This window comes from Phormidium sp. CCY1219 (assembly GCF_055795085.1).
Genome location: NZ_JAYFEQ010000403.1, coordinates 1 through 24,750 on the forward strand (window position 1 = coordinate 1; position 24,750 = coordinate 24,750).

Annotated in this window: 19 protein-coding genes; 12 read left to right on the top strand and 7 right to left on the bottom strand. The window is 50.4% G+C overall.

Annotated elements, in window-relative coordinates:
* The first annotated feature begins 467 nt into the window (after positions 1–467).
* Positions 468–818 (top strand): hypothetical protein, encoded by a 351-nt coding sequence (locus tag AC0QH1_RS08485; protein WP_324630621.1) that lies wholly within the window; start codon positions 468–470, stop codon positions 816–818.
* A gap of 168 nt (positions 819–986) precedes the next feature.
* Here the strand turns inward: AC0QH1_RS08485 and AC0QH1_RS08490 are convergent, their stop codons facing one another.
* Positions 987–2,126 (bottom strand): succinylglutamate desuccinylase/aspartoacylase family protein, encoded by a 1,140-nt coding sequence (locus AC0QH1_RS08490; protein ID WP_324630655.1) that lies wholly within the window; start codon positions 2,124–2,126, stop codon positions 987–989.
* A gap of 317 nt (positions 2,127–2,443) precedes the next feature.
* Between AC0QH1_RS08490 and AC0QH1_RS08495 the strand changes: the two genes are divergently transcribed.
* The 5 genes from AC0QH1_RS08495 to AC0QH1_RS08515 all read left to right on the top strand — a co-directional run bounded on the left by AC0QH1_RS08495 (position 2,444) and on the right by AC0QH1_RS08515 (position 7,963).
* Positions 2,444–2,581: a hypothetical protein gene (locus tag AC0QH1_RS08495; RefSeq protein WP_324630622.1), complete on the top strand. Its 138-nt coding sequence runs from the start codon at positions 2,444–2,446 to the stop codon at positions 2,579–2,581.
* 203 nt (positions 2,582–2,784) lie between these two features.
* Positions 2,785–3,633 carry a photosystem I biogenesis protein BtpA gene (gene btpA / locus AC0QH1_RS08500; RefSeq protein ID WP_324630623.1) on the top strand — a complete coding sequence of 283 codons (849 nt, stop codon included), beginning with the start codon at positions 2,785–2,787 and terminating at the stop codon, positions 3,631–3,633.
* A 218-nt stretch (positions 3,634–3,851) separates the two neighbouring features.
* Positions 3,852–4,826 carry a vitamin K epoxide reductase family protein gene (locus tag AC0QH1_RS08505; protein WP_324630624.1) on the top strand — a complete coding sequence of 325 codons (975 nt, stop codon included), beginning with the start codon at positions 3,852–3,854 and terminating at the stop codon, positions 4,824–4,826.
* Positions 4,827–4,952: 126 nt separating this feature from the next.
* Positions 4,953–7,169, top strand: a complete 2,217-nt coding sequence (locus AC0QH1_RS08510) for a CHASE2 domain-containing protein (protein WP_324630625.1) — start codon at positions 4,953–4,955, stop codon at positions 7,167–7,169.
* Between the two features lie 575 nt (positions 7,170–7,744).
* Positions 7,745–7,963, top strand: coding sequence for a hypothetical protein (locus tag AC0QH1_RS08515; RefSeq protein ID WP_324630626.1), 219 nt, complete (start codon positions 7,745–7,747; stop codon positions 7,961–7,963).
* A gap of 90 nt (positions 7,964–8,053) precedes the next feature.
* Here the strand turns inward: AC0QH1_RS08515 and nadB are convergent, their stop codons facing one another.
* From nadB to AC0QH1_RS08535, 4 genes are all read right to left on the bottom strand, one after another.
* Positions 8,054–9,781, bottom strand: coding sequence for an L-aspartate oxidase (gene nadB, locus AC0QH1_RS08520; RefSeq protein WP_324630627.1), 1,728 nt, complete (start codon positions 9,779–9,781; stop codon positions 8,054–8,056).
* Positions 9,782–9,893: 112 nt separating this feature from the next.
* Positions 9,894–10,322, bottom strand: a complete 429-nt coding sequence (psbU, locus tag AC0QH1_RS08525; protein ID WP_324630629.1) for a photosystem II complex extrinsic protein PsbU — start codon at positions 10,320–10,322, stop codon at positions 9,894–9,896.
* 113 nt (positions 10,323–10,435) lie between these two features.
* The gene (locus AC0QH1_RS08530) at positions 10,436–11,428 is read right to left on the bottom strand and encodes an adenylate/guanylate cyclase domain-containing protein (protein WP_324630631.1); all 993 of its coding nucleotides are present in this window, start codon (positions 11,426–11,428) and stop codon (positions 10,436–10,438) included.
* 124 nt (positions 11,429–11,552) lie between these two features.
* A complete protein-coding gene (locus AC0QH1_RS08535) occupies positions 11,553–12,224 on the bottom strand; it encodes a DUF3120 domain-containing protein (RefSeq protein ID WP_442957299.1) in 672 nt (223 codons plus the stop codon).
* Positions 12,225–12,556: 332 nt separating this feature from the next.
* Between AC0QH1_RS08535 and AC0QH1_RS08540 the strand changes: the two genes are divergently transcribed.
* The 4 genes from AC0QH1_RS08540 (at position 12,557) to AC0QH1_RS08555 (ending at position 20,854) form a co-directional block, all read left to right on the top strand.
* On the top strand, positions 12,557–13,594 hold the full coding sequence (locus tag AC0QH1_RS08540; protein ID WP_324630632.1) for an undecaprenyl-diphosphate phosphatase: 1,038 nt from the start codon (positions 12,557–12,559) through the stop codon (positions 13,592–13,594).
* 68 nt (positions 13,595–13,662) lie between these two features.
* Positions 13,663–13,854, top strand: coding sequence for a hypothetical protein (locus tag AC0QH1_RS08545; protein ID WP_324630633.1), 192 nt, complete (start codon positions 13,663–13,665; stop codon positions 13,852–13,854).
* Between the two features lie 36 nt (positions 13,855–13,890).
* Positions 13,891–19,326, top strand: a complete 5,436-nt coding sequence (locus AC0QH1_RS08550) for a trifunctional serine/threonine-protein kinase/ATP-binding protein/sensor histidine kinase (protein WP_324630634.1) — start codon at positions 13,891–13,893, stop codon at positions 19,324–19,326.
* Positions 19,327–19,477: 151 nt separating this feature from the next.
* The gene (locus tag AC0QH1_RS08555; protein ID WP_324630637.1) at positions 19,478–20,854 is read left to right on the top strand and encodes a TIGR03279 family radical SAM protein; all 1,377 of its coding nucleotides are present in this window, start codon (positions 19,478–19,480) and stop codon (positions 20,852–20,854) included.
* A 208-nt stretch (positions 20,855–21,062) separates the two neighbouring features.
* Here the strand turns inward: AC0QH1_RS08555 and AC0QH1_RS08560 are convergent, their stop codons facing one another.
* Positions 21,063–21,491, bottom strand: coding sequence for a globin family protein (locus AC0QH1_RS08560; protein ID WP_324630639.1), 429 nt, complete (start codon positions 21,489–21,491; stop codon positions 21,063–21,065).
* A 465-nt stretch (positions 21,492–21,956) separates the two neighbouring features.
* Here AC0QH1_RS08560 and AC0QH1_RS08565 point away from each other — a divergent pair, with 465 nt between their 5' ends.
* Positions 21,957–22,223: a hypothetical protein gene (locus AC0QH1_RS08565; RefSeq protein ID WP_324630642.1), complete on the top strand. Its 267-nt coding sequence runs from the start codon at positions 21,957–21,959 to the stop codon at positions 22,221–22,223.
* A 9-nt stretch (positions 22,224–22,232) separates the two neighbouring features.
* Here AC0QH1_RS08565 and AC0QH1_RS08570 read toward each other — a convergent pair whose 3' ends face one another.
* Complete coding sequence (locus AC0QH1_RS08570; RefSeq protein WP_324630643.1) at positions 22,233–22,469, bottom strand: hypothetical protein; 237 nt, start codon at positions 22,467–22,469, stop codon at positions 22,233–22,235.
* 255 nt (positions 22,470–22,724) lie between these two features.
* Here AC0QH1_RS08570 and AC0QH1_RS08575 point away from each other — a divergent pair, with 255 nt between their 5' ends.
* Entirely contained in the window at positions 22,725–24,674 is a 1,950-nt protein-coding gene (locus AC0QH1_RS08575) for an efflux RND transporter periplasmic adaptor subunit (protein WP_324630644.1), read from the top strand.
* Positions 24,675–24,750 lie beyond the last annotated feature (76 nt).

Genomic DNA, 24,750 nt, shown 5'->3' on the forward strand with positions numbered 1-24,750 from the left:
TCCCCTGGCTCTCATCCCGACGCTCACCAAGCACGGGTAGAGCGCGGGGCTTCCCGCCGAGAAGCTAAAATCCGCCCAGGGAGTGGGTTGATGTCAGCTATCTATGTACTCGGGCAAAAATAATTGCAGTGGGTAGGGTGGGCAGATCCAGATGAGCGAGGTGCCAATAGCAACTGATTCAAGGAACTGCCCACCCTACAAACCTCAAAAATGGATGTGCAATTTATTTTGCATGAGTGCTTAGCTAGATTGTGCCCTCATACCGAAAAAACCGGGGGCATTTTTGAGTGACGGCAGCAAGCCCCTCAAACCCTCGATACGGGGGCGATCCCAGGAAAACGAAACACCCGCGTGCAATCTGTCAAGGCAGTTTTTTAAAGATTTTGTAAAGTAATTGATAAAACTGTGTGAAATTATGGGTAAACTGGGGGTCAAAGGAAAGTTGAGCAAGCCAGGAGCAGACACCGATGCTATTTTTGAGAGCAGAAGATTTAGAACTGCAAGGGATCCCTTGTCAAGAGACCGGGCAACTTGTATTGCACAATACACTTTTCACCGCCGCTCAATCTTTTTCGCCCAAGGGACGGCAAGCCGCCGTGCAGATGTGTCAAAAGTACCTGAAAGCCGATATTGTCTGCTTAATCGTGGAAAGTCCGGAAAAAATTACCCTGTGGCGCGAGAACAAAAACCACCAGTCAAAGGCTAACTCCCTGTGCCATAAAAGAGAACAAGCCACCACTGGCTCCAATCAGCGGCGGGCGTTCTCCGGACGGAGTAGATCGCGTCGCAAGAGCGCAACCGCCCTTCACGCTCAATAACACCTGCGGATATGGGAGCGACAACAGCGTTCTGACCCTTGCGTTCTGGTGGGGGCGGCGATCGCGCGTGGCGCTTGCTTTTTCAGGGTTGAGTCAAAAAATTGAGTAAAAAAAAGGGCGCTCGCAAAAGATTTGCAAAACGCCACTGAGCTGTTTTATGAAGGTGGGTTATTGTGAAAACATGGATAAAACGTAATCAGCTTCATTTACCGAGTGATTGGTGGATAGGTCAAAGATGAAGCCATCGGTTTGAGCGCAGACATCGATAAGTTTTGGGAATCGATCGCTTTTGTCAAAGGTTAAGAGTTGATAAAGGCGATCGCCGGTTTTAACCCGGGTACCCAGGGGAATTCTCCACTGAATCATTCCCCCCAAGAGAGCGTAATATTTCTGCACGCAGTCTTTGGGAGTAAATTCCACGGAGAAATCCTGAGTTTCCGGTAGAGGAAATCCCGGAATGTCTAGCATTCCTTTTTGAGATAAATAGTTTTTAATTCCTCGGACGCCTTTAGCCACAGACTCGGGATTCATTTGCATTCCCGCCCCGAGTTCCAGAGTCCAAGATTCCACATCAAAGGTAAAATTTTTACCCAATAAAGCCAATTGTTTTTCTAGAGCAAGCCAAGGTTTGAGAAATGCTTCATCAAAGGCATCGCCATCATACTCATTCATTAACAGGGCATAATCGAGCAAAAAGGATTTGGCACTGTCTTGTCTGGCATCAAAGCAATAAAGATAGTCTAAGCCTTGATTGGTGGAACTGTGACAATCGATGACATAGTTAGCATCGAGACAGAGAGATTGCAAGATATAGCGATAGCGATCCGTAAAGGGGACGCCGGCGGGAGATTTAATCTCATCTAGAAGCTGGTGAAAGCGCTGTTGGATGAGGGTGAGATAGTTGTGACGAATTTCTGGGGGGGAAAGATGAAGTTGAGATTTGGCAAAATCGGAGATTTCGTCGCCTTCTTGTTCTTTTTCGTAGTCCCAAAAGATGCGATTCCAGTCTTTGCCATCGTAGGCAGAATAACGACCGCTAGAGAAGTGGTGCGATCGCTGATTGGTAGCCAGGGGATTGCACACTGGCACCAACCAAATTTCCCCAGCAAGCTGACTAGGATCCAGTGTCATTAAAAATTCGATAAGCTGATGTATCGCGGCATTGCCAGAGATTTCCGAACCATGTAAGTTAGCTTGTAGGTAAGCTTTTTTGCCCGGATGTTGGCCGATAAATTTATAGAGTTGAATCGAGAGGCGATCGCCCGAGGCAAGTTGTTGGATGGGAATTTGAGAAACCGACGGAATCATGGACACTCAGAATGCGTAGGACAACGGGATAGAGATATTGTACTGAAAGCCGATCGCGACATCGCCATAGGCAGGGGGGCGCGGTCAGAATGGGAGTAGCACCCGGGGGCGATCGACAACAGCGGCACCCCGACGGTGGAGTGGATAGAGCCATCTTCCTCAGAGAGCCACTGGCACAAAGAGGGAGAGGGATTCTGGGGAGACACTTGCGAGGGATCCAAAAACCCTGATAGGGTTTTTTTGGAGAAATTTGTTTTTACTGAAAAACTATTTAGTTGCGAAGTTAAAAACGGTAAAACTCTTGTAAAATGGTCATCTTGCCTGTTCTACTTCCGACAAGCGGCATCAGTGGTCACTGTGATGTGGCGATCGCGGATGGTCGGGTACAGCAGTACAATGAGCAATTAGGAATGAGGGAGTCGAAGGACTCGTATCCGGAAGCGAGTGGTGTCTGATTTTCCCAGTTAGGGACAGGCCATCGTGTATCCGCGATCGGATGCGCCGAACTCTTTTTACGGAAAGGGAGGGTGTAACGATCTGGCCTTTAAGTAGGCAGCCATCGATCTGACCCGTAACAGCGGGTCTTGGAGGTGGCAAGCAAGTCTGACTCACTACATTGGTTGACCGAAATTTCCTGCGGCGTCCGAAAAGAAACAACGTGGACTTAAAACAGCTCTTCAAAACCCAAAATCCGATTATAGGTGTTGTTCATTTACTGCCCTTGCCGACATCAGCGCGGTGGGGGGGCAGCCTCAGCACCGTCATCGATCGAGCTGAGCGAGAAGCTACAGCCCTAGCATCTGGCGGGGTTGATGGCATTATTGTCGAAAATTTTTTTGACGCTCCGTTTACCAACGCTCAGGTAGACCCAGCGGTGGTCAGTGCCATGACCTTGATTGTAGATCGGCTAATGAACCTAGTCACCGTGCCGATCGGAATTAATGTTTTGCGAAATGACGCCCAAAGCGGTTTGGCGATCGCCTCTTGTGTGGGAGCCAAATTCATTCGCGTCAACGTACTCACTGGCGTAATGGCAACCGACCAAGGAGTAATCGAGGGACAAGCGCATCAACTGCTGCGCTATCGCCGAGAATTAGGCAGCGATGTCAAAATTTTCGCCGATGTGTTGGTCAAACACGCTCGTCCCTTGAGTGCCCCCAATCTCACCACTGCGGTGCAAGAAACCATCGAGCGCGGTTTAGCCGATGGGGTTATTCTCTCCGGGTGGGCCACCGGCTCTCCCCCCAGCTTGGAAGACCTAGAACTAGCCACGGCGGCGGCAAAGGGTACCCCAGTGTTCATCGGGAGTGGTGCCAATTGGGAGAATATTCCCACCCTCATGCAAGCGGCGAATGGGGTGATCGTCTGTAGCTCCCTGAAACGACACGGAAAGCTGGATCGACCCATCGATCCGATTCGGGTCAGTCAGTTTGTGGAGGCGACTCGTCGCTGTCTCAATCCCCAAACCCAAGCACAACCTTTGTCCTCCATTAAATTGCACTCCTAAAATGCTCGGAAGAAGCACAGGGGAGAGTGGTGAGGCAAAAAAAATTGAGAATTGAGAGTTGAGAATTGAGAAATTCTTAATTCTTAATTCTTAATTCTTAATTCGGGTCGGGGGACACGACCCTCTGCGTGGGAAGTCGGATGTGCCAAAATCAAAGGGTACTCGCTTTTCCAGTCACGTACTGGAGGGGCACGGAAAAGTTAGTCTCGGAGAGTTTGATGAGACGCCGACGTTCTATTCCCTGGATTTATCGCAGGTCGCGTTATATCATCGGCGCGATCGCCACAATTGGTATTTTGGAAACTGCATTTCTCACCGTCGCCGAGTTGAGCGGATCGGCAGCGGAGGTCTGTCCCACCAAGGGCTGCGAGCTGGTACTGGAAAGCCCCTATGCCACAGTTTTCGGCATACCACTCACCGTATTTGGGTTTTTAGCCTATACCAGCATGGCGGTTCTGGCAATTGCGCCCCTATTCATCGATTCAGAAAGCAAAAAACAGGTGCGCGCTAGGGCAGAAAACTTCACCTGGTTGCTGATGTTTGGAATCGCCACCGCAATGGTGGTGTTTAGCAGCCAGCTTACCTACCTGATGTTTTTTGAAATCAAAGCGCTGTGCCCCTACTGCATCGTCTCAGCAGTGTTATCGGTGCTTTTGTTTGTTTTAACCACGATCGGCAAAGATTGGGAAGATAAAGGCCAACTGTTCTTTACGGGAATTGCGATCGCAATGGTGACGCTGATCGCAGCCTTGGGCGTTTATGCCAACGTTAACGAACCGGTGGCCACCTCGGAAACCGTGGCAGGCAAAACCGTGGTACCCGGTCCGAGTGGAAGACCCACCCCGGGAATCGGGTGGAGTGTGAAAACCACCTCCGGAGAAGCAGAAATCGCCTTAGCAAAACACCTTACAGAAATAGACGCTAAAGTGTATGTAGCATACACCTGCCCGCACTGCCACGAACAGAAAGAACTATTTGGCAAGCAAGCGTTGGATATTCTCAACACCATTGAATGCCATCCCGAAGGCAAAAACGCTCAGCCACAACTGTGCCAACAAGCCAATATTACTGGCGTTCCCACTTGGGAGATAAATGGGCAGATGTACCCAGGAGTAAGATCGTTAGAAGAACTGGCTGACTTATCTGGCTATCAGGGGCCTCGTGACTTTCGATATTCACTGCCGTTGCGCTAGCGTGCAATTGACTGTCAGCCATCGGCGAGATTCCCAATCAGGTTTCAACTACCGATTGCATTGGGATATTCCGGAAATGAAGCGCGATCGCAACGGAGATTTAATTGCACTATAATTCTCTAGTCGATGAGCACCGAGCCAGTCAAACCCCCGCCAAAATGGTGGGCAATCTTTCAGCTTTTCTTTCGGCAAGGGCGCGGTTTGTTAGTAACCTGTTCCAGTGTTGCCGGTTTTGTGTTGCTAGTCCGCTTCTTGGGACTATTGCAGTCATTAGAGTGGGGCGCATATGACCAAATGTTTCGCTGGCGTCCCCAACAACCGATTGACGAATGCTGTCTGATTATCGGCATCGATGAATCAGACCTGAGAAAATTGCAAACTTGGCCGATACCCGATCGCGTGATGGCGGAATTAATCGAAACAGTCCATGCCCTCAACCCCCGGGCGATCGGGTTGGATTTATTTCGCGATTTGCCGGTACAACCCGGGCACGAGCAATTGAACCAGGTTTTTGCTAACACTCCCAATCTCATAGGGATTGAAAAACTCGCCGATCGCGAAAGCCTCGGGGTGCCACCGCCGACGGTGCTTGCCGAACGCAACGCTGTGGGCTTCAATAACGTGGCGATCGATTCCGACGGCAAGGTGCGTCGCAATCTAATTTACTGGCGCACTGAAAATGGCACGATTCACCGCAGCTTAGCCCTACAGTTGGCATTTCTCTATCTAGACGAGGAAGGCATTAAGCTCGAGACCCTGAAACATCATCCGGGCCATTTTAAATTAGGTCGCAGCATTTTTCGACCGTTTGAGTCTTACGATGGTGCCTACGTGCGCGCCGATGATGGGGGCTATCAACTCTTGACTAATTTTCGCTCGCCTGCGGAAAATCGGGAATCTCCGTCCGTGGGATTCCGCACGGTGTCGATGGCGGAGGTGTTGGAAGGAAAGGTGCCGCCAGCGTGGGTGCGCGATCGCGTGGTTCTGATAGGCTCGATCGCCCCGAGTTTGAAAGATTTTTTCTACATCCCTTACAGTGGTCGTTGGATCGAACCGCCTAAAAAAGTGTTTGGGGTGGAATTGCACGCTTTGTTTGTCAGCCAAATCCTCAATGCAGCGTTAGATGGACGCCCGCCGTCGATTCAAGTCTGGCCCGAGGCGATGGAATGGTTGTGGATTTTTCTCTGGTCTTGGGTGGGGGCAAGTCTGAGCTGGAATTGGCGATCGCCTTTGCGCTTTACCTTTTATCTACTGCTCTCCTGTGGCAGCCTAACCGGGTTTTGTTACCTTCTGTTCCTCCTGGGATGGTGGATTCCCCTGATCCCTCCGTTAATCACTCTCGGCGGATCGGCAGTGGGAATCACCGGGTATATCGCTTACCGAGAAGAAAAACTCAAACGGGCGTTTGCCGAATCGAAAGAGTTTTTACATCAAATCATTAATACAATTCCCGACCCAATTTTTGTGCAAGATAAAAACCACCGATGGGTAGTCCTCAATGAAGCATATTGTCAATTTATCGGCTACCCTTTAGAGTATTTACTCCACCAATCTGCGGCCAACCTTTTTCCCTCAGAAGAAGCAGAGATATTTTGGCAGCAAAACGAGCAGGTTTTTCAAACGGGTTTGCCTATCGAAAATGAAGAAAAATTTACGGATGCTCGCGGAATCACCCATTTCATTGCTACCAAACGGTCGTTACATAAAGATCCCGCTGGCAATGTGTTTTTAGTCGGTGCAATCCGCGATATCACCGAACGCAAGCGGATGGAAGAAGAACTGAAGCGCACGGCGGCGGAACTGGCGTCTTCTTATGAGGAGTTAAAACTGTCAGAAAATCGCTTGCGACATCAAGCTTATCACGATACGCTGACCGGTTTGCCGAATCGAACCCTTTTCTACGAACGTCTGCGTCAAGCGTTAGAATGGGCGGCAGTTAATCAGCAGCAAGTGGCGATTTTGTTTCTCGATTTAGATGGGTTTAAGACGATTAACGATACTCAAGGACATGAGTGCGGCGATCTCCTGCTGCAAGATGTCGCCAACCGACTGAGCGCTTGCTTGCGCGGTAGCGATACGGTGGCGCGTTTGGGAGGAGATGAGTTTACGGTGATTTTGCCGGCCATTCCGCGAAAACAAGATGCGCTCAGGGTGGCTCACAAAATTATGAGTACCTTGTCTGCGCCTTTTGTGTTGCACGAACGTGAAATCCACGTCACCACCAGTATCGGGATTAGCTTATATCCTTTAGATGGTGAGGATTTAGAGGGTTTGATTAATAAAGCAGACGCGGCGATGTATCGCGCAAAAGAAAGCGGTAAGAATCAAGTGAAATTTTCTTAAAGCCATCCCCGCGATCGCTCAGGTTTTTTCCGCCGCCATCATCGGCTCAACCCCGAGCACCCCGGGATAAGAGTTTCTCTTCTCCTGCTTGGGCGCTCGAATTGTTCAATCCCCGACATTGTAGAGGCGAGAATATTTTGCGAGGGGCTGTTTGTGCCGCCTGAACTGGCTTATGCTCCCATCCCAGCAGACAAGTTGCCTGGGGCTGTACGGATGGGTTCATAATCTGTAATATTAATTTAAAATAAAATTTTTACCACTCAGCCGAAACTCCGACGGCGAACAGATTGTCAGGGAAGCTTAAAATAATCTAAACTTTCGGAAGTCGTTTGTCGCACCATCGTTTTGCAAAAAAGGGGAGAGGAGGGTTGGGCGTAAAACCCTTGCCAGTCTTTGGATTTGCTCCATCGAAGGAAAAACGGCGTTCCTGGGTACTCCCCGTAGAAATACTGAAGAGTGGGGCAACCGTTGTCCCCTTGTCTGTCTCCTCAGTGGACAACTCCGTGATTCTACTGATAAACTAGAAACAGAGAGGGTAAATCTACTAGGAAGGTCGTTATGGGGTTATGGGTGCTATGGTTACTTTTCTTAAATCCACCACTACAGCAATGGCAATCGGTGTAGCCAGCCAACTCTTCTTTATTGGCAACGCCGCCGCCATACCTGAAACCAGTGTCATTCAAGATTTTCAATCGGATCGGCCAGCTTTCAGCTCGACGGTATTGATTTCCGAGCAGGAGGATCCGGTGGTGAATGGAGAGCCAGAACGCACGGATGGAGCGGGAAGTCGCTAATCCTTGTGCGGTGAAATAGTGTGGGCAATAGTTTTTCTGGAGAGATAGGTAATAAACCCCCAGCGGCTAGAAAAGAGCTGGGAAGGTTGCTTACGGGGAATCGGTTTCGATGGGTGTGGAGCGCACGGGGACTCGTTGCCAGGTGCGATCGCGAACCATCGTGTGAGTTTGCCAGGTGGGGTCTGGTTGCGGGTAGTCTTCGCGATAGTGACCGCCGCGACTTTCTTGCCGAAAAGCGGCACTGGTCAGGATTAACAACGCCACATTGAGTAAGTTGTGCATTTCGCCCCAACGTTGCAAGAGAGGGTTGGCGTCAGGGAGGGCAAACCGGATATTTTCACCGGGGATCGCATTAAACAAATAACGACTGAGGGGCAGAGCCGCAAATTCAGCGTGCCAGGTGTTAACGCGAGCGATCGCCTCTTCCAATGCCCGCTGACCCCGAACAATGCCGGCACTTTGCCAAACCAGGCGAGGGAGAGACTGCCGCAGCGCTTCAATTGTAGCGAGGGTATCCCGAGGCTTGTCCAGGGGGTAAGACACCCCAGGGGGGCTGACTTCTGATGGAGAGGGGCATAGGGAATCGCCAAAAACTTCCACATCAGCCAACTGAGCGCCAAACACGATACATTCAAGCAGAGAATTACTGGCGAGGCGATTTGCGCCATGTACCCCGGTATTCGCGGTTTCGCCCACAGCATATAAGCCCGGAATCGAAGTTCGACACTTGAGATCCGTTTGAATGCCGCCCATCCAATAATGGGCGGCGGGGGCCACTGGAATCGGTTGACGAAACAGATCGATACCCCAGTGCTGACAAACCTGAATAATATTGGGAAAGCGGTGACGGATTCGCTCTGGGGGAATAGGTTGTAAATCCAACCAAACGTGGGCATCCGCCGGATCGGCGGCGGTGCGCTTTAAGTGCATAAAAATCGAGCGACTCACCACATCTCTGGGGGCGAGTTCCCCGGCAGGATGATAGTCAAAGACAAAGCGTCGGCCCTGAGAATCCACTAAATGAGCGCCTTCGCCGCGAACTGCTTCGCTAATCAGAAAGCGGGGTGCGCCCGGTTTAGTCAGGGCAGTGGGATGAAACTGAAAGAATTCTAAATCGCGCAAAACCGCACCGGCGCGCCAAGCGATCGCCACCCCATCGCCGGTACTCACCGAGGGATTGGTGGTTTGGGCGAATACCTGACCCCCGCCGCCGGTTGCCAGCACCACCGCACCGGCGCGCACCCAGTGGAGCTGATTTTGATAAACCAAACTGACTCCCTGACAGCGTTGAGTCTCCGGATCGAGCCACAAATTCACGGCGAAGGCATTTTCAATCGCCTGGATATTTTTGCGATTCAAGACGCAGGAACTCAGAACGCTGACCACCGCCCTGCCGGTAGTATCGGCGGCGTGGAGAACGCGACGCTGAGAGTGAGCCGCTTCTAGGGTCAAGGCGAGCTTGCCATTTTCGCGGTCGAAAGTCACGCCTAAATTGATTAAATCTTCAACGCAGCCAGGGGCTTGTTCGGCGAGAAAGCGAACCGCCTCAATATCGCACAGACCTGCACCGGCGCGCAGGGTATCTTGGATATGCAGCAGGGGGGAATCGTCCGGGGCGATCGCCGCCGCCATCCCCCCCTGTGCCCAATCGCTCGCCGAAACCGGCAAACTGTCTTTGCTAATCAGACCCACGCGGTAGGATTGCGGAAGACAAAGTGCCGCATACAAGCCCGCCGCACCGGCACCCACCACCAACACGTCAAACGCGGTGGGTAAAGCAGCATTTGGCTCAGAATTCAAATCGGATGGATTGACCAATGAAAAATCGCCCCCTGTCGATCGCTCGAGCCTGGAGATAAGGCTCTTTTTATAACCTTAATTGACAAAGGGCGAAATTTACGATCCAACTTTAACCAAAGCAGTGTTGGCTTTAGTAGTAGCCGTTGTTAATCCGGTCGTCGCCTTCGACTAAAGCATCGCTCGGCGGCGTGACGGCGAAGCGATCGCGATTGGCTTGCAGCACCTCTTTCTGACGCTCGCTCAATCCGGGAATGTTAAAAACGTCGTCCACCTTTTCATAAGGGGCGTTTTCTACCACAATCCGAGCTAAGGTCGGGTACATTCCTCGATAATTGCGAAAAGCGCGAACGTTAGAATTATTCAAATCAATTTTCTTGCCGAATTCGGTGCCGAGCTTCTCGTTCACCTCATTGCGGTAAAGCACTTGAGCCGCCAACATGGGCGAAGTGACGCTGACATCACTAAAACTGCCAGCAATTGCCGGTTGGGACAGACCCAACCATCCGAGGCAGCCGATCGCCAAACCCAAGACTGCTATCAAGCGAACCAATCTTCTCATAACTGAATTCCTCTATGTCTCATAAACAGCCCTTATTTAGAGACTACCATTTCTGCTACAGATTTTCTTAATTATTGTACTTGGCGAGGCAGATTTCTGTTTTGCGCCCGCAACTAGGGGTTTTGCGCGTTAGAGCGTAAAAAGGCATCAAGGGTCTCAAACGAGCAGGCATAGGTAATGGTAGGTTTTTCATATCCCTTCAGATGCACGTTGTATTGCTCGAACAAACTGGGACGATCGCTGAATACACCGCTAGCGTATTGATAAGTGGATTCCCCGAGGGCGATGTCGAGACCGATTTCCTTCGTGGCGGATTCGAGACGGAAGGCGGAGTTGACCGTATCTCCGAGAGCGGTGTAGTCCGGGCGATCGCCACTGCCGGTATTGCCCACCATTGCATAGCCGGTATTCAACCCGGCACCGATTCGCAAGGGAAACGGTAGGGGATAGCGATCGTTGAGTTCCACCGTTGCCTCATGCAGGGAATTGAGCGCTTGAAAAATCCGCAGCACTTCTTCATTCGTCGCCTTCTCAGTGCTGTGGAACCAAACCGCCATTACCGCATCGCCGATGTATTTATCCACCCAGCTACCGCGATCGCGAATGATATTGCCCGCACGGCGGAACCAGGTGCCGATCACCTCCGAGAGGATTTTTTCATCTAGTTGCCGAGTCAACACGGTAAAGTTGCGGATATCCACCACCATCACCGAAATCAGCCGACGCACGTGCAAGGCGGCGGTGACGGTAAAATCCTGGGAGTCTAATTCTTCCGATTCATCTTCCGATGCCGGCGAGGGGGAGTAAAATTCCAGCTCGGTTTGACCAAAGGTTAGGCGATCGCCGTTATGTAAAATCACCGGGATGCTGACTCGTCTGCCATTGATAAACGAGCCATTGCGACTCCCTAAATCGATTAAGTAAAATTCTCCCCCATCCATGCATTGCAACATGGCATGGGTGCGGGAAATCCAGCGATCCGAGATCGCGAAATTATTATCTTCACTCCGGCCAATCGTCCAGCAATTACTCCCCACTAAAGGAAGATAGCGATTACCTGCTTCTGTTCGCAGCACGAGATGAGGAGTGGTTGGGAAATTTGCCACAGGCTTAGCACCAACGTTCTGGAGTTCTCAATCCCTCTAATTCTAAAAGTAGATGCTAGCGCTTTGTTTGGTCGGAGAAATTTCCCCGGGTAGAGGCGTCTTCCTCTAGAGGGAATGTTCCCCGTCAAGCTGCTAAGGCAGCCAACCAAAACAAGCCGTCTACCAAAATTGTACTCAATAATGCACCACTGAATCCCCAGGCGTGCAGTTTAGTGCAGCGTAAGGAGACAATCCCCATCCCCAGGAGCAACATGGCTAGAGCGATCGCCCAGGTGGCCCCCCAGGGGGTATGAACTCGGGCGATCGCGCTTTGCAAAATTGGCACGGCTAATTCGGGTTCTACCTGCATTAACTGACGCCAGTGGGGAATCAAATCCACCAGGTAAAAATACAAGTCGGTGACCGCCGTGCCAAACAGCGACCCGAGGTAAAACCAGCTTCCCACCTGCAGTTTTCTTCGCCACAAACACCACAGGGCCAGGGGCAGGGGCACAGCCTCTACGGGTAAGTGTAGCAAGGGTTCCCACCGCAACCACCCCCAATACACCGCCCCGGCGAACCAACTGCCGGTAAATCCGATTAACAAGTCTCCCCATACCCGGGTTCCGGGACGGGATAAGAGCATTTTTCCCAACCACAACCATCCGCCGGTCAGGGCGCAAGCCAACCAGGGCCACTGTCGCACCAAGGGGGCTTCAAAGAAGACCGGCACGGAAACTAAGAATGCGGCAGCGGCGAAAATCCACCCTCTCTGGCTGAGTTTGAAGGGTTTCAAACCCGGCCATTGACGGGCGATCGCTGACTTGAGCAGGGTAACGGGGCAGATGTATGCGGATCCAGTATTGTTTAACAAGTCTTTAATATTCTTAACTTAACTTCATCTTATTTAAGATATCACGGGAATAATCCCCTCGGGGGGGATATTTCCTCTCTAAATTTTACTTTATATCTATAGAATTTGAAAACGGTAGAATATCAGATGTACAATTTTCAATTAACACTTGCCGACGCCCGCAAGTCAAAATTCGCCATTTACAGAACAATAGACATCACGAGCCTCTCCTGGAATTTATCGAGTTCCGGTGAAACTCAACGTTAGTTTTTTGCACAGATACCCTAAGCAACAGCATGGCTTTATCACGCAAGCAGTTTTTTGCCTTCTTGGGCGTCGGCACCTTTGGTGCGCTACTCGCTTCCGCCGCCTCTAACGCGGTCAATCTCGCGCCGGCATGGTCTTCGACTCCCCAGCTTTTCCCCAGCAAGGGCATCGAACTGGCGCAAGCGGCGGAAAGCGCCCCGGAGTTGGTGAGCGGCGGACCGGAATCTTCCCTCAATCTCGGACAGGCGATCGTGTTGGGCATGGTTCAGGGATTAACCGAATTTATTCCGATCAGCAGCACGGCACATTTAAAAGTGGTTCCGGTACTCTTCGGGTGGGGAGATCCGGGAGTGTCCTTGAGTGCGGTGATTCAGTTGGGCAGCATCGCCGCCGTGGTTTGGTATTTCTGGGACGACTTGAGCGCCCTGACCAATGGAGCGTTGCGGGCGCTGGTGCGTCGGGAATACGACGATCGCGACTTTCGCATTGTCCTGGGCATTGCCTTAGGCACCATCCCGATTCTGGTGTTCGGAGCAATGGTCAAATATGCAGTTCCGGATTTTTATGACAAAATTCTGCGGAGTTTGGTCTCGATCGCCATTGTCTCGATCGTGATGGCGATTTTGCTCGCCGTGGCGGAACGCATCGGCACGCGCAAGCGCAATTTCAGCCAAGTGACCCTGCAAGATGGCCTCTGGATGGGGTGCGCTCAGGTGTTGGCGTTAATTCCGGGGGTCTCGCGATCGGGTTCGACGATTACCGCTGGTTTATTTATGGAATTAGAACGCCCCACAGCGGCCCGGTTTTCGTTTTTGCTTGGCATCCCGGCTATTACCCTAGCGGGCCTGGTGGAACTGCTCGATGTGGTGGAAGGCAATTTGGGCACCATCGGTCTGATTCCCCTGGTGGGGGGATTGATTTCCTCTACGATATTTTCTTATGCGGCGATCGCCTGGTTGATTCGGTTCTTGCAAACCCAAAGTACCTGGGTGTTTGTCTGGTATCGGTTGCTGTTTGGTGTGGGGATTTTGGTGGGGATTGCCTCTGGAGTGCTACCCCAAATCTAACGGAAGCTTTCCGATTCGGGTGGGGGGAAATCCCCGGAAGGGAAAACCCCAACCCACCCCCTTCCCCGATGAAGAAACGCGATCGCCACTCCCCCTCCCGGGGAAGGCAATCCGTTACATTTTTTAACAAAAACTCAGAAACTTGCCACCCAAAATTGCATCCGCACAAGTACGGAGGAGAAAATCTCGCCCTCGCGGCTAATTTTCTCCTCCGGCTTGCCCCCGCCGCGCGATCGCCCATTGCCGGGACGAGTTTATAATAATGGGAGCAACCCCCTCGACAGGATGACTTAATTATGCTATCGCTTCCGGGCTACCAAGTTCTCGCCAAAATCTACGAAAGTCCCAATACTTTAGTGTATCGGGGACGCCGAGAGCAGGATGGTCAACCGGTTATCCTAAAATTGCTGAATAAAGACTATCCGAGCGCCGAAGAACTCGCCAATCACCAACAAGAATACGAACTCACCCGCTCTTTAAATTTAACTGGTGTGGTACAAGCCTATAGCTTAGAAAAACAGAATAACACGCCAATTGCGATTTTAGAAGATTTTGGGGGAGAATCCTTAAAAATCTTGATGAATTCGCAAAAGTTTACCATTTTAGGCTTTCTCACGATTGCTATTAAAGTGGCAGAAACCCTAGGCGAACTGCACGCCAATCATGTGATTCACAAAGATATTAACCCGTCTAATATCGTTTTTAATCCCGCCACCGGGCAACTCAAACTGATTGATTTTAGTATTTCGAGCTTCCGCAAAGATGACAATCCCTCTGAGGATACACTTTCGGGTTTAGAAGGAACCTTGGCTTATATGTCCCCAGAGCAAACCGGGAGAACGAACAGAACCCTCGATCGCCGCTCGGATTTTTATTCCCTCGGGGTTACGTTTTACGAATTGCTCACCCATCAATTGCCATTTGAAACCACCGATCCAATGGAAATGGTGCATTGTCATCTGGCGATCGAGCCAGTCGCCCCCCACGAACGTCAGCGGGATATTTCAAAAGCCGTTTCCGATATCGCGATGAAGTTGCTGGCGAAAAATCCGGACGATCGCTATCAAAGTGCCTGGGGTTTAAAAGCCGATTTAGAAGAATGTCTCAGTCAAGTGCGATCGCAGGGTTATATTCAGGACTTTCCCCTGGGTAAGTTCGATATTTCCGACAAATTTCAAATTCCGGAAAAACTCTATGGCAGACAATCGGAAATCGAGAGTTTTTTGAATGCGTTTGACCGCATCTTGCAAGGACAAACAGAAATGATTTTGGTTGGCGGGTATTCTGGAATTGGGAAATCCGCCTTAGTCAGCGAGATTCATCGGAAACTGACGCGAAAGCGGGGATACTTTATTTCGGGGAAATTCGACCAATTTCAGCGCTATATTCCTTACAGTGCGATCGTGACTGCATTCTCGGAGTTAGTGGGTCAACTGCTGACCGAAAGCGAAGCCGAATTGGAAAAATGGCGGAAAAAACTGTTAGCCGCATTTGGCGCAAACGGGCAAATTATTATTGATGTGATTCCGGAAGTAGAACTGATTGTCGGATCGCAACCGCCGGTGCAAGAATTGGGACTGACCGAATCGCAGAATCGCTTTAATTTCGTGTTCCAAAACTTCATTCGCGTGTTTTGCGCGCCGGAACATCCATTAATCGTGTTTCTGGACGATTTGCAGTGGGCAGATTCGGCGACCCTGAAACTGATTAAACTGATGATGACCGACGAGCAAACGCGGTATTTATTTGCGATCGGGGCGTATCGAGATAACGAAGTATCCTCAACCCATCCGTTGATGATAACCCTGGACGAACTGAGAAAAGAAGGGGCAACCATCAATCAGATGACCTTAACGCCGTTAGGGAGAGAACAAGTGACGCAATTGCTCAGCGAGACGTTACATCGGGATGGGGAATCCGTGCAATCCTTGGCGGAACTGGTGGTGAGGAAAACCCAAGGAAATCCCTTTTTTGTCAATCAATTCCTGAAAACCCTTTATCAGGAAAATTTACTGGCGTTTAATCCAGAAGCTGGGGGGAATAATATTGGGGGATGGGAATGGGATATGGAGAAAATTCGGGCGGTTGGAATTACGGATAATGTGGTAGAATTAATGATTGGCAAATTAAGGAAATTGCCAGAAGCGACCCAGGAAGTGTTGCGCCTCGGTGCTTGTTTGGGGAATCAATTCGATTTAAACACCCTGTCGTTGATTTATAATAAAGAATCGTTTGGTACCTTTGCTGACCTGTCGCCGGCGATTAAAGAAGGGTTGATTTTGCCGATTGCGGAGGGAGAAGATGAAGCGATCGCGCCAGAATCTATCAATCCTTTGTTGATTTTGAATTACAAGTTTCTGCACGATCGCGTGCAACAAGCGGCGTATTCTCTGATTGAAGATGCCCAGAAAAAAGCAGTTCACTTGCAAATCGGGCGGATGTTGCTGACGAATACGCCGGCGCAATATTGGGCGGAACGGATTTTTGAGCTAGTGGATCATTTGAATGTGGGGCGATCGCTGATTTCAGAACCCGCAGAAAAACTCGAACTGGCATCTTTAAACTTAGAGGCGGCGAAAAAAGCCAAATATGCCACCGCTTATGTCGCCGCAAGGCAATATTTAATCGCCGGGATGGAAGGATTACCGGCGAATATTTGGGACAGGGATTACGAGGTAGCGATCGCCCTGCACAAAGAACGGGCTTTAGTGGAATACTTAACCGGGAACTTTGAAGGGTCAGAACGCTATATCTATCTGACCTTAGAACAAGCCAAAACCGTTTTAGAAAAAGCAGAAATCTACAACCTGTTGCTGGTTCAGTATGCCCTCAGCGGCGAATACGAGCAAGCGGTAAAAATCGGGAAAGAAGCCCTAGCGATGTTAGATATAGAATTGCCAGCAGAAGGGTTATCCGATGCGATCGCCACCGAATTTGCCGCCGCCAAAGCCAAATGGGCCGGGAAAGACATTGCCTCATTAATTGAGTCAGAGGAAATGACTCTGCCCGAGAAAAAAGTCGCCTTAAAACTACTCACTAATGTTGCGCCCCCCGCCTATCTGAGCGATCCGCAGTTATGGACCGCGATCGTCCTCAAAGGCGTAAACATTTCCCTCGATTATGGCAGCATCCCCGAATCTTGTCTTTCCTACACGAATTACGGACTGCTACTCAGTTCGGTATTTGGCGAATATAAATCCGCCTATGAGTTTGGGCTGCTGGCCCTCAACCTAATTGAAAAATGGGGCAACTACGAACTCAAAGCGAAAGCTTGTGCCGGCTTTGCCAATGCATTGAGTTACTGGTTCAATCATATCAAAGAAGCCAACCAACTGAACCGCGAAGGCTACCAAGCCGCCTTGGAATCCGGGGATTTAGAATATGCGGGATATCTGCTGCACAACCGGGCGCTCAATTCCTTCTTTCAAGGCGAAAACCTGGCGCAACTCAGTGAAGAAACCGCCCAAGCATTGCACTTCACTCAAAAAACCAAAAATCAGCTTTCCTCGGAAATTTGTGGGGGAGTGCAACTGCTGGTGGGGAACTTGCGGAAACTAACGCCAGACCCGTTAACCTTTCAGGTAGAAGAAATGGCGGAAAGCGAATATATCGAGCGATGTCAGAAGACGCAAAACTTTTACACCCTGTGCATCTATTTGATTCGGAAATTACAAATTCTCTATCTTTCTGGCTGTTTCACCGAAGCTTTTGAGTGCATCAGCGATATCGAGAAATACTTGCCCTTTATCACCGGCACTTTACCCGCCACCGAATATAATTTCTACCACTCCCTGCTGCTAACGGCACTTTATCCCGAAGCGTCAGGAGAGGAGAAAAAACACTATCTCCAGCAACTCGAAGCAAATCAACAGCAAATGAACCTTTGGGCGGAAAACTGCCCGTCTAATTTCGAGCATAAATATCGGTTAGTCAACGCGGAAATCGCGCGCATTGAGGGGCGCGAAGAAGCGGCGTTAGATGAGTACGATCGCGCCATTGACGCAGCGCGAGAAAACCAATTTATCCAAAACGAAGCCCTCGCCAACGAACTCGCCGGCAAATTCTGGCTGCAGCGCCAGAAACAAAAATACGCGCAAGTTCATTTACGGGAGGCGTACTACGGATACGAACGCTGGGGCGCAACCCGCAAAGTAGAACAACTAGAGGCACGTTATCCGCAATTCCTCACCAAAATTCCAGGCCCGAGTGGGGTAATCGATACCCGCACTACGGCAATTCGCACCACTACGGATAATGGGACAAACGTACTGGATATCGCCTCAGTAATGAAAGCGTCTCAAGCGATTTCTGGGGAAATTGTCTTGGATAAATTACTGGCCAACTTGATGAAAATTCTCATCGAAAATGCCGGGGCGCAAAAAGGCTTTTTGATTTTACCGGAAGAAGGAACCCTGCGAATTGCTGCTGAGGCATCGGTGGGGACAGAAGAGGTGGTGGTGGAGCAATATAATTCCGGGGTGGTAGAATGGCGATCGCTGCAGTCCCACGAATTGCCCGTGACCGCAATTAACTATGTGGAACGCACTCGCGCCGATGTGGTGTTAAGTGATGCCGCAAATGAGGGCCGATTTACTGCCGACCCTTATATTGCCGCCGAAAATGTTAAATCGGTGCTTTGTATGCCGATCGTCAATCAAGGCAAACCGATCGCCATTCTCTACCTAGAAAACAACCTCACCACTGGCGCATTTACTCCCGATCGCCTGGAAATTTTGCGCCTGCTGTCCTCCCAAGCAGCAATCTCCCTGGAAAATGCCTTGCTGTATAGTTCCGTGGAACAAAAAGTCCAAGAACGCACCCAAGAATTAAACGAGAAAAACCTCCGCCTGGAACAAACCCTGCACGAATTGCAACGCACTCAAGCGCAATTGGTGCAAAGCGAAAAAATGTCCGGTTTGGGTCAAATGGTGGCGGGGGTTGCTCACGAAATCAACAACCCGGTGAGTTTTATTTATGGCAATTTGACCCCCGCCTCGGAATACGTACAAGACTTGCTACATTTGATTGAAGTCTATCAGCAGGAATATCCCAATCCCACGCCATCAGTGTCAGAAACCCTGGAAGATATCGAGCTAGATTTCTTAATCGAAGATTTGCAAAAACTGCTCAATTCCATGAAAGGAGGGGCAGAACGCATCCGCAATATCGTACTGAGTCTGCGGAACTTCTCGCGACATGATGAAGCGGATATGAAACCAGTGGATATTCACCAGGGAATTGACAGTACGCTGATGATTTTGCAGCCGAAATTGCGCCAAGAAGGAGGACGCTACGAGATTGAAGTAACAAAAAACTATGGTAAACTGCCTCCAGTGACCTGTTATGCCTCTCAGCTCAATCAGGTGTTTCTCAATATCCTGAGTAATGCGATTTATGCCCTGCATGATTTTATGCGCCGGGAGGAGAATAACGAGCAAAACCTTCCTGCGTCACCCACCATTCGCATTCAAACGGAAACCACGAACGAGGGTTCGGTGAAAATCTCAATTGCCGATAATGGTCCGGGGATGAATCAGGAGGTGTTAAATAAGGTATTTGACCCGTTCTTTACTACGAAACCAGTCGGGTCTGGAACCGGTTTGGGGTTGTCTACTAGCTACCAAACGGTGGTAGACGCGCATGGGGGTCATCTGAGTTGTGTGTCGCAACCGGGTGAGGGGGCGGAATTTATTATCGAGATTCCGGTGAAGCCTCGGATGCACTCCGCCTAACTCCAACGAGTCTCGGTTTTCGCAACTATACCCACTGGTAGGGTGGGCAACTCGTTGCCCACCCTACACCTGATTTTTCTTGATTGCAATTCTTCCGGAGGCGATATTAAAATTTAACTGTTGTTATGCAATTTATTGTGGTGCAAATATTATGAGTTCTGCTGCTATCCGTCCTGCTGTTATTTCTCGCGTTTTACCCGGTTCGATTGCTGCCGAAATTGGTTTTGAACCTGGGGATGCTATTGTTTCTATAGACCAGCAAAAACCGCGCGATTTGATTGATTATAAATTTTTATGCGCCGATGAATTCATCGAAGTGGAAGTGCTCGATGCCCGAGGGAAAACCCACGTTATCGAAATCGAAAAAGACTACGATGAAGAGTTGGGGTTGGAATTTGAAAGCGCCTTATTCGATAATTTAATTCAGTGTAACAATCGCTGCCCGTTTTGCTTTATCGACCAAAAGCCGCCGGGAATGCGAAATACGCTTTATCTCAAGGATGATGATTATCGCTTGAGCTTTCTGTATGGGTCTTATTTGACTTTAACCAATCTGACGGAAAAAGAATGGAAGCGCATCGAACAAATGCGCTTGTCTCCGCTTTACGTTTCCGTTCATGCAACTGAAGCCGAGGTGCGGATTCGTCTGCTAAAAAATCCCCGGGCGGGACAAATTCTCGACCAGCTTCAGTGGTTCCAAGAAAGACGCTTGCAAATTCACGCCCAGGTGGTGGTTTGTCCCGGAATTAATGATGGAAAACATCTGGAACGAACTTTGTTAGATTTGGCCAAATTTGGCGGCGGCGAAGTTCCGGGAGTGACATCGGTGGCGGTGGTACCGGTGGGGTTGACGAAATTTCGTCCAGAAGCGGATGAATTGGTGCCTGTAACGCGGGAAAAAGCACGAGAAGTGATTTCGCAAGTGCAACAATTGCAACCCCAATTCCGCCGAGAATTGGGTTCGACGTTTGTCTGGTTGGCGGATGAATGGTTTTTAATGGCGGGTGAAGATTTGCCCGAGGCGTCGGAGTATGAAGATTATCCGCAACTGGGGAATGGTGTGGGTTCGATTCGACAGTTTTTAGAAGAATTTGAGGCGGCGGCGATGGATTTACCGTCGGTGGTTTCGCCCCCGCGTCGGTTGACTTGGGTGGTGGGAAATGCGGTGGAAAATGCCTTTCAACCGATTTTAGACCGGTTGAATGCGGTGGAAGGATTAACGGTGGAAATGATTCCGCTGTGTAGTGAATTTTGGGGTCAGACGATGAGCGTGACGGGAGTGCTGACGGGGGAAGATGTGCGGGGGGGATTGCGCGATCGCGATTTGGGCGATGGGGTTTTGTTGCCGGATGTCATGCTCAAATATGGCGAAACTCGGTTTCTCGATGATGTGACGGTGGATGACTTGGTTTGTGAATTCAAAACCCCGGTTTTGCCAGTCAGTGGAATTGATGGGTTGCTCGAGGGTTGTATCTCCCCGCTTCCTCAATTGGAAGTTCAGAATCTATCGGAAATTCCGGTGATGTAATCGAGAAGCAAGCGTGCTTATTAGGCTTCTGTGGGGAGGCGGAGCCTCGGGGGAGGCGTTCCCAGGCTGAGCCTGGGAACGAGTCAAACGAGTCAAAACGAGTCAAACGAGTCAAACGAGTCAAAGCGTGCTTATTAGGCTTGCCTTTCTGTGGGGAGGCGTTCCCAGGCTGAGCCTGGGAACGAGTCAAATGGCAGTAAAATATTGCCTACATTCGATAAATTTCTTCTGGATAGTCAGCGCCTTCTAGCATCAGTTTGGTGATGGCAGCATAGGCATCTATCCATGCTTGTTTGACTTCCGGAGTCCAGTCATCTTTTAAGATGGCTTCAAAGGCTTTTAATAAGGACTTGCCTACCATTGGATAATGTTGAGGTAATGCACCGTACTGCACGTGACGGGCACCAAGTCCTTTCAGGGGATTGGTGAGTTCGTTGGGTTTGCGGAGGTTGTTGACTACCAACACCAATGATTTAAACAGTTTGTTCTTTTGCTCTTCCATATTGGTGTTGGCAAATAAGGGCTGGGCTTCGGGATAGTCGCCAAAAAGGTACCCGTAAAATCGCGTGGCGAATTCATCGGCACGGGGCTTGATTTTCTCGAAGCTTTCCTCTAGTAATTCGACTTGTAAAGTCACGGTAGTTCTCCTGTACAATTGGGGGGCAAAGGGCGGACAATTTTGAAAGTTGATTGGGGAAATTGAGACCCCGATCGCGCAAAATGTCTGGGGAGATTCGCGCTAAATTGCTACCACAATTGCCCCGAAAGGTAATAAAACCAAGAATGCGATCGCCCAAGTCTTGGGAAAAGCGGCTAGGGTGGATAGAGGGAAGCAATCGGCGATCGCAATCCTTTGTTTTACCTTCAGCTATTTCTCATTTTAAACAACTTCAACCCGGGTTAACCTTCATCGCGCATTTCTTTTGTTTTTCTTTAGATTTGCCCCGATTCGCTGTGGATTGAAGGGGCGATCGGGCTTGGGAAATGGCGATTCGCGACCTTGAGGAGACAACCGGAAACCGTTTCCCCACAATGCAATGTTGAATTTGCTATGCAAGTGGCGTAGAGGGGGCTTATACAAAAAGTAATTCTCGGGTGGCGAATGCCCAGCCAAGGTTTTATGGGGCGAAAACTTCAGAAGCATCCCGGGGGAATTCATCATTGGGGCTTGCCCGATCGCGGCGATCGCTTCCCCCCGTTTTCGCTTGAAAGTTTCCCTCAAAACGAATCGTTTATGGGCGCGCAATTCTTCACCCTTACTGACTCACCCCTTCCTTTGTTCATCGCTTTTGCAAAAGTTTATCAACCGGAAAAATCGGCGGTTCCGGCAAAATTCCAGATTGAGATGTCAAGCTGTAACGAAAATTAACATTTCAAGCTATACTGAACCATAGCGAGAACGCGAGTCGATGGCTTGTGGGCACTGGCCCGAGGGAGACTGTGCTTCAGCAATGACTGCACCGAAAATCGGTATTTCTAAGTCATAAATGCGGGCATTGTCTGCTTGAGGTGACGCGAAAGATAGGCTTTTGCCAATGAGGAAAGCGCTATAATTCCTCATAATTAATGCTGAATTTTTACCGATAAATAAATTCACCCAATCGGGTGATGTCATTGAAGGGAGTGTAATGCTAAAGGGGGGAATTTGTTGGGAAAAAACGAACTCGGGGGCGAGTCAGCGTTGCGCGAGACAGGAAGAAGCTGAATGAAAGCAAATGATTATAACACAAAACTATAAAAAAAACCAGCTAACCAGCAGCCATTGAGCTGTAGACATGGCGCAAGGTGAATCTCAACCAAAGCTTGGTTGGCGAACGATTCAAACTTAATTTGACAAACGATTAACCACAATATTGCGAGTATTTGGAAAATGATGGACTCCTCTAAATCTTCTCAGAGCAGAATCGACACCGAAGATAAAGTCCCTGGCATAGAAGAAGACCAAAAACGCGATCGCGACAGATCGCCGCGCGATCGCGACAGAAAGCGAGGCTTAAAATCACCCAGAAGCAAGAAAGGGCGACGCTTTGGCTGGGCGCTGCTGGTGCTGCTATTACTCGCCGGGGGTGGGGGAGGCGCGTGGTATTGGTGGACCGTGCAAAACCAAGCCCCCGCCCAACCCCAGGCGCAGCAAAATAAACCGCGCGGAGTGCCGGTGAAACTCGCTCCCGTGGAACTGACCACCATCGAAGAAACCTCCCAATTTGTCGGCACCTTAGAAGCGCAACAGTCGGTGGTAGTGCGTCCGGAAATGGAAGGACGAGTCAGCGAGATTTACGTGCGGGCCGGGGATAGAGTCGCGATGGGAGAGGCGATCGCCCGCATCGATCCGAAACAAGTGCAAGCCAGAGTGCGCCAAGCCCAAGCCGCCAGAGAGCGCATCCAAGCGCGGTTGAGCGAATTGCAAGCCGGACCGCGCCCAGAAGAAATTGCCCGGGCGCGAGCGCGGTTAAATGCCGCCGAAGCCCAACTGGCCGAACTGCGGGCCGGCAACCGCCCGGAAGACATCGCCCAGGCGCAAGCGCGGTTAAATGCGGCCCGATCGCAACTGGCCGAACTGCGGGCCGGCAACCGCCCGGAAGACATTGCCCAGGCCCAAGCGCGGTTAAATGCCGCCGAATCGCGACTGGAAGGATTGCGATCGGGCAGCACCCAAGAGGAAATCGGCCAAGCGCGGGCGCAAATCGAAGATGCGCGGGCGCGGGTGGAATTAACCGAGGAACGGGTGGAGCGAAATCGGGTATTAGTCGAACAAGGGGCGATTTCGCGCGATCGCTTCGATGAAGTGGTCACGGATAATCGCAGGGCGAAAGCCGACCTGGAACGCGCCAAGGAACGCTTAGCGCAACTGCAAGAGAACCGACGGGAGCAAATCGAACAAACGGAAGCGCAAGTGGCAGAAGCAAGAGAAGCCTTGCAGTTGCAGCAAAGTGGGGCGCGTCCCGAAGAGATTGCCCGGGCCGAAGCGCAGGTAGCAGAAGCAAGAGAAGCCTTGCTGTTGCAGCAAAGTGGGGCGCGTCCCGAAGAGATTGCCCGGGCCGAGGCGCAAGTGGAAGAACGCCGGCAAGAATTGCGCGAATTGCAAAATGGCACCCGCCCGGAGGAAATCGCCCAGGCGGAAGCGCAACTGGCGGAGGCGATCGCCCAAGTGCGAGCCTTGGAAGTGGAATTGCAAGATACAAACGTGTTAGCTCCCTTTGACGGCATTATCGGCGATATACCGGTGAAATTGGGCGACTATGTGAAGGCGGGGGATAAAATCACCACCTTGACGCAGAACGACGAGCTGGAATTGCGGATGGAAATTCCCCTGGAGCGAGGGTCTGAGTTAAAACTGGGGTTGCCGGTGGAGATTTCTGACGCCGAAGGAGAAGCACTCACTCAGGGGCGGATTACCTTCGTCTCGCCCACGGTGAACCAAGACTCGCAAACGATTTTGGCGAAAGCCACGTTTCGGAATAATGGAGAATTGCGCGATCGCCAATTCGTGCGCGCCAAGGTGATTTGGAGCCAGCGCCCAAATGCGATCGTAGTGCCCACCACGGCGGTGATTTTCCAAGGGCAACAGCGATTTATTTTCGTGGCCCAAGGATCCGACCCGATGGTGGCGAAACGCAAATCCCTCGAACTGGGATTGATTAAAGGCGATCGCGCCGAAGTGGTCCAAGGTCTAGTTCCCGGCGATCGAATTGTGGTTTCTGGCATCCAAAAACTCGGCGATGGCGCACCCATTATGGCGATCGGGAATGAACCATCAAACCAAGAGAAACAAGAAGCATCCCCGGCAGAAGAAACGAACCAGGACGCAGGAGAAGAATAAACTGTGGATGAGAAAAAAGGCAATTTTTTTATAGTTAAACTAACATCTATCCGAGGTTTTTATGGATTTTCAAATA

What these genes read in the sequence shown, in the direction of transcription:
- AC0QH1_RS08510 (WP_324630625.1), top strand. Translation starts at nt 4,953, where the DNA reads ATGAGCACCGAGCCAGTCAAACCCCCGCCAAAATGGTGGGCAATCTTT.
- AC0QH1_RS08565 (WP_324630642.1), top strand. Translation starts at nt 21,957, where the DNA reads ATGCCCAGCCAAGGTTTTATGGGGCGAAAACTTCAGAAGCATCCCGGG.
- AC0QH1_RS08540 (WP_324630632.1), top strand. Translation starts at nt 12,557, where the DNA reads ATGGCTTTATCACGCAAGCAGTTTTTTGCCTTCTTGGGCGTCGGCACC.
- AC0QH1_RS08515 (WP_324630626.1), top strand. Translation starts at nt 7,745, where the DNA reads ATGGTTACTTTTCTTAAATCCACCACTACAGCAATGGCAATCGGTGTA.
- psbU (WP_324630629.1), bottom strand. Translation starts at nt 10,322, where the DNA reads ATGAGAAGATTGGTTCGCTTGATAGCAGTCTTGGGTTTGGCGATCGGC.
- AC0QH1_RS08490 (WP_324630655.1), bottom strand. Translation starts at nt 2,126, where the DNA reads ATGATTCCGTCGGTTTCTCAAATTCCCATCCAACAACTTGCCTCGGGC.
- AC0QH1_RS08545 (WP_324630633.1), top strand. Translation starts at nt 13,663, where the DNA reads ATGAAGAAACGCGATCGCCACTCCCCCTCCCGGGGAAGGCAATCCGTT.
- AC0QH1_RS08555 (WP_324630637.1), top strand. Translation starts at nt 19,478, where the DNA reads ATGAGTTCTGCTGCTATCCGTCCTGCTGTTATTTCTCGCGTTTTACCC.
- AC0QH1_RS08550 (WP_324630634.1), top strand. Translation starts at nt 13,891, where the DNA reads ATGCTATCGCTTCCGGGCTACCAAGTTCTCGCCAAAATCTACGAAAGT.
- AC0QH1_RS08505 (WP_324630624.1), top strand. Translation starts at nt 3,852, where the DNA reads ATGAGACGCCGACGTTCTATTCCCTGGATTTATCGCAGGTCGCGTTAT.
- AC0QH1_RS08575 (WP_324630644.1), top strand. Translation starts at nt 22,725, where the DNA reads ATGATGGACTCCTCTAAATCTTCTCAGAGCAGAATCGACACCGAAGAT.
- AC0QH1_RS08485 (WP_324630621.1), top strand. Translation starts at nt 468, where the DNA reads ATGCTATTTTTGAGAGCAGAAGATTTAGAACTGCAAGGGATCCCTTGT.
- AC0QH1_RS08570 (WP_324630643.1), bottom strand. Translation starts at nt 22,469, where the DNA reads ATGACATCACCCGATTGGGTGAATTTATTTATCGGTAAAAATTCAGCA.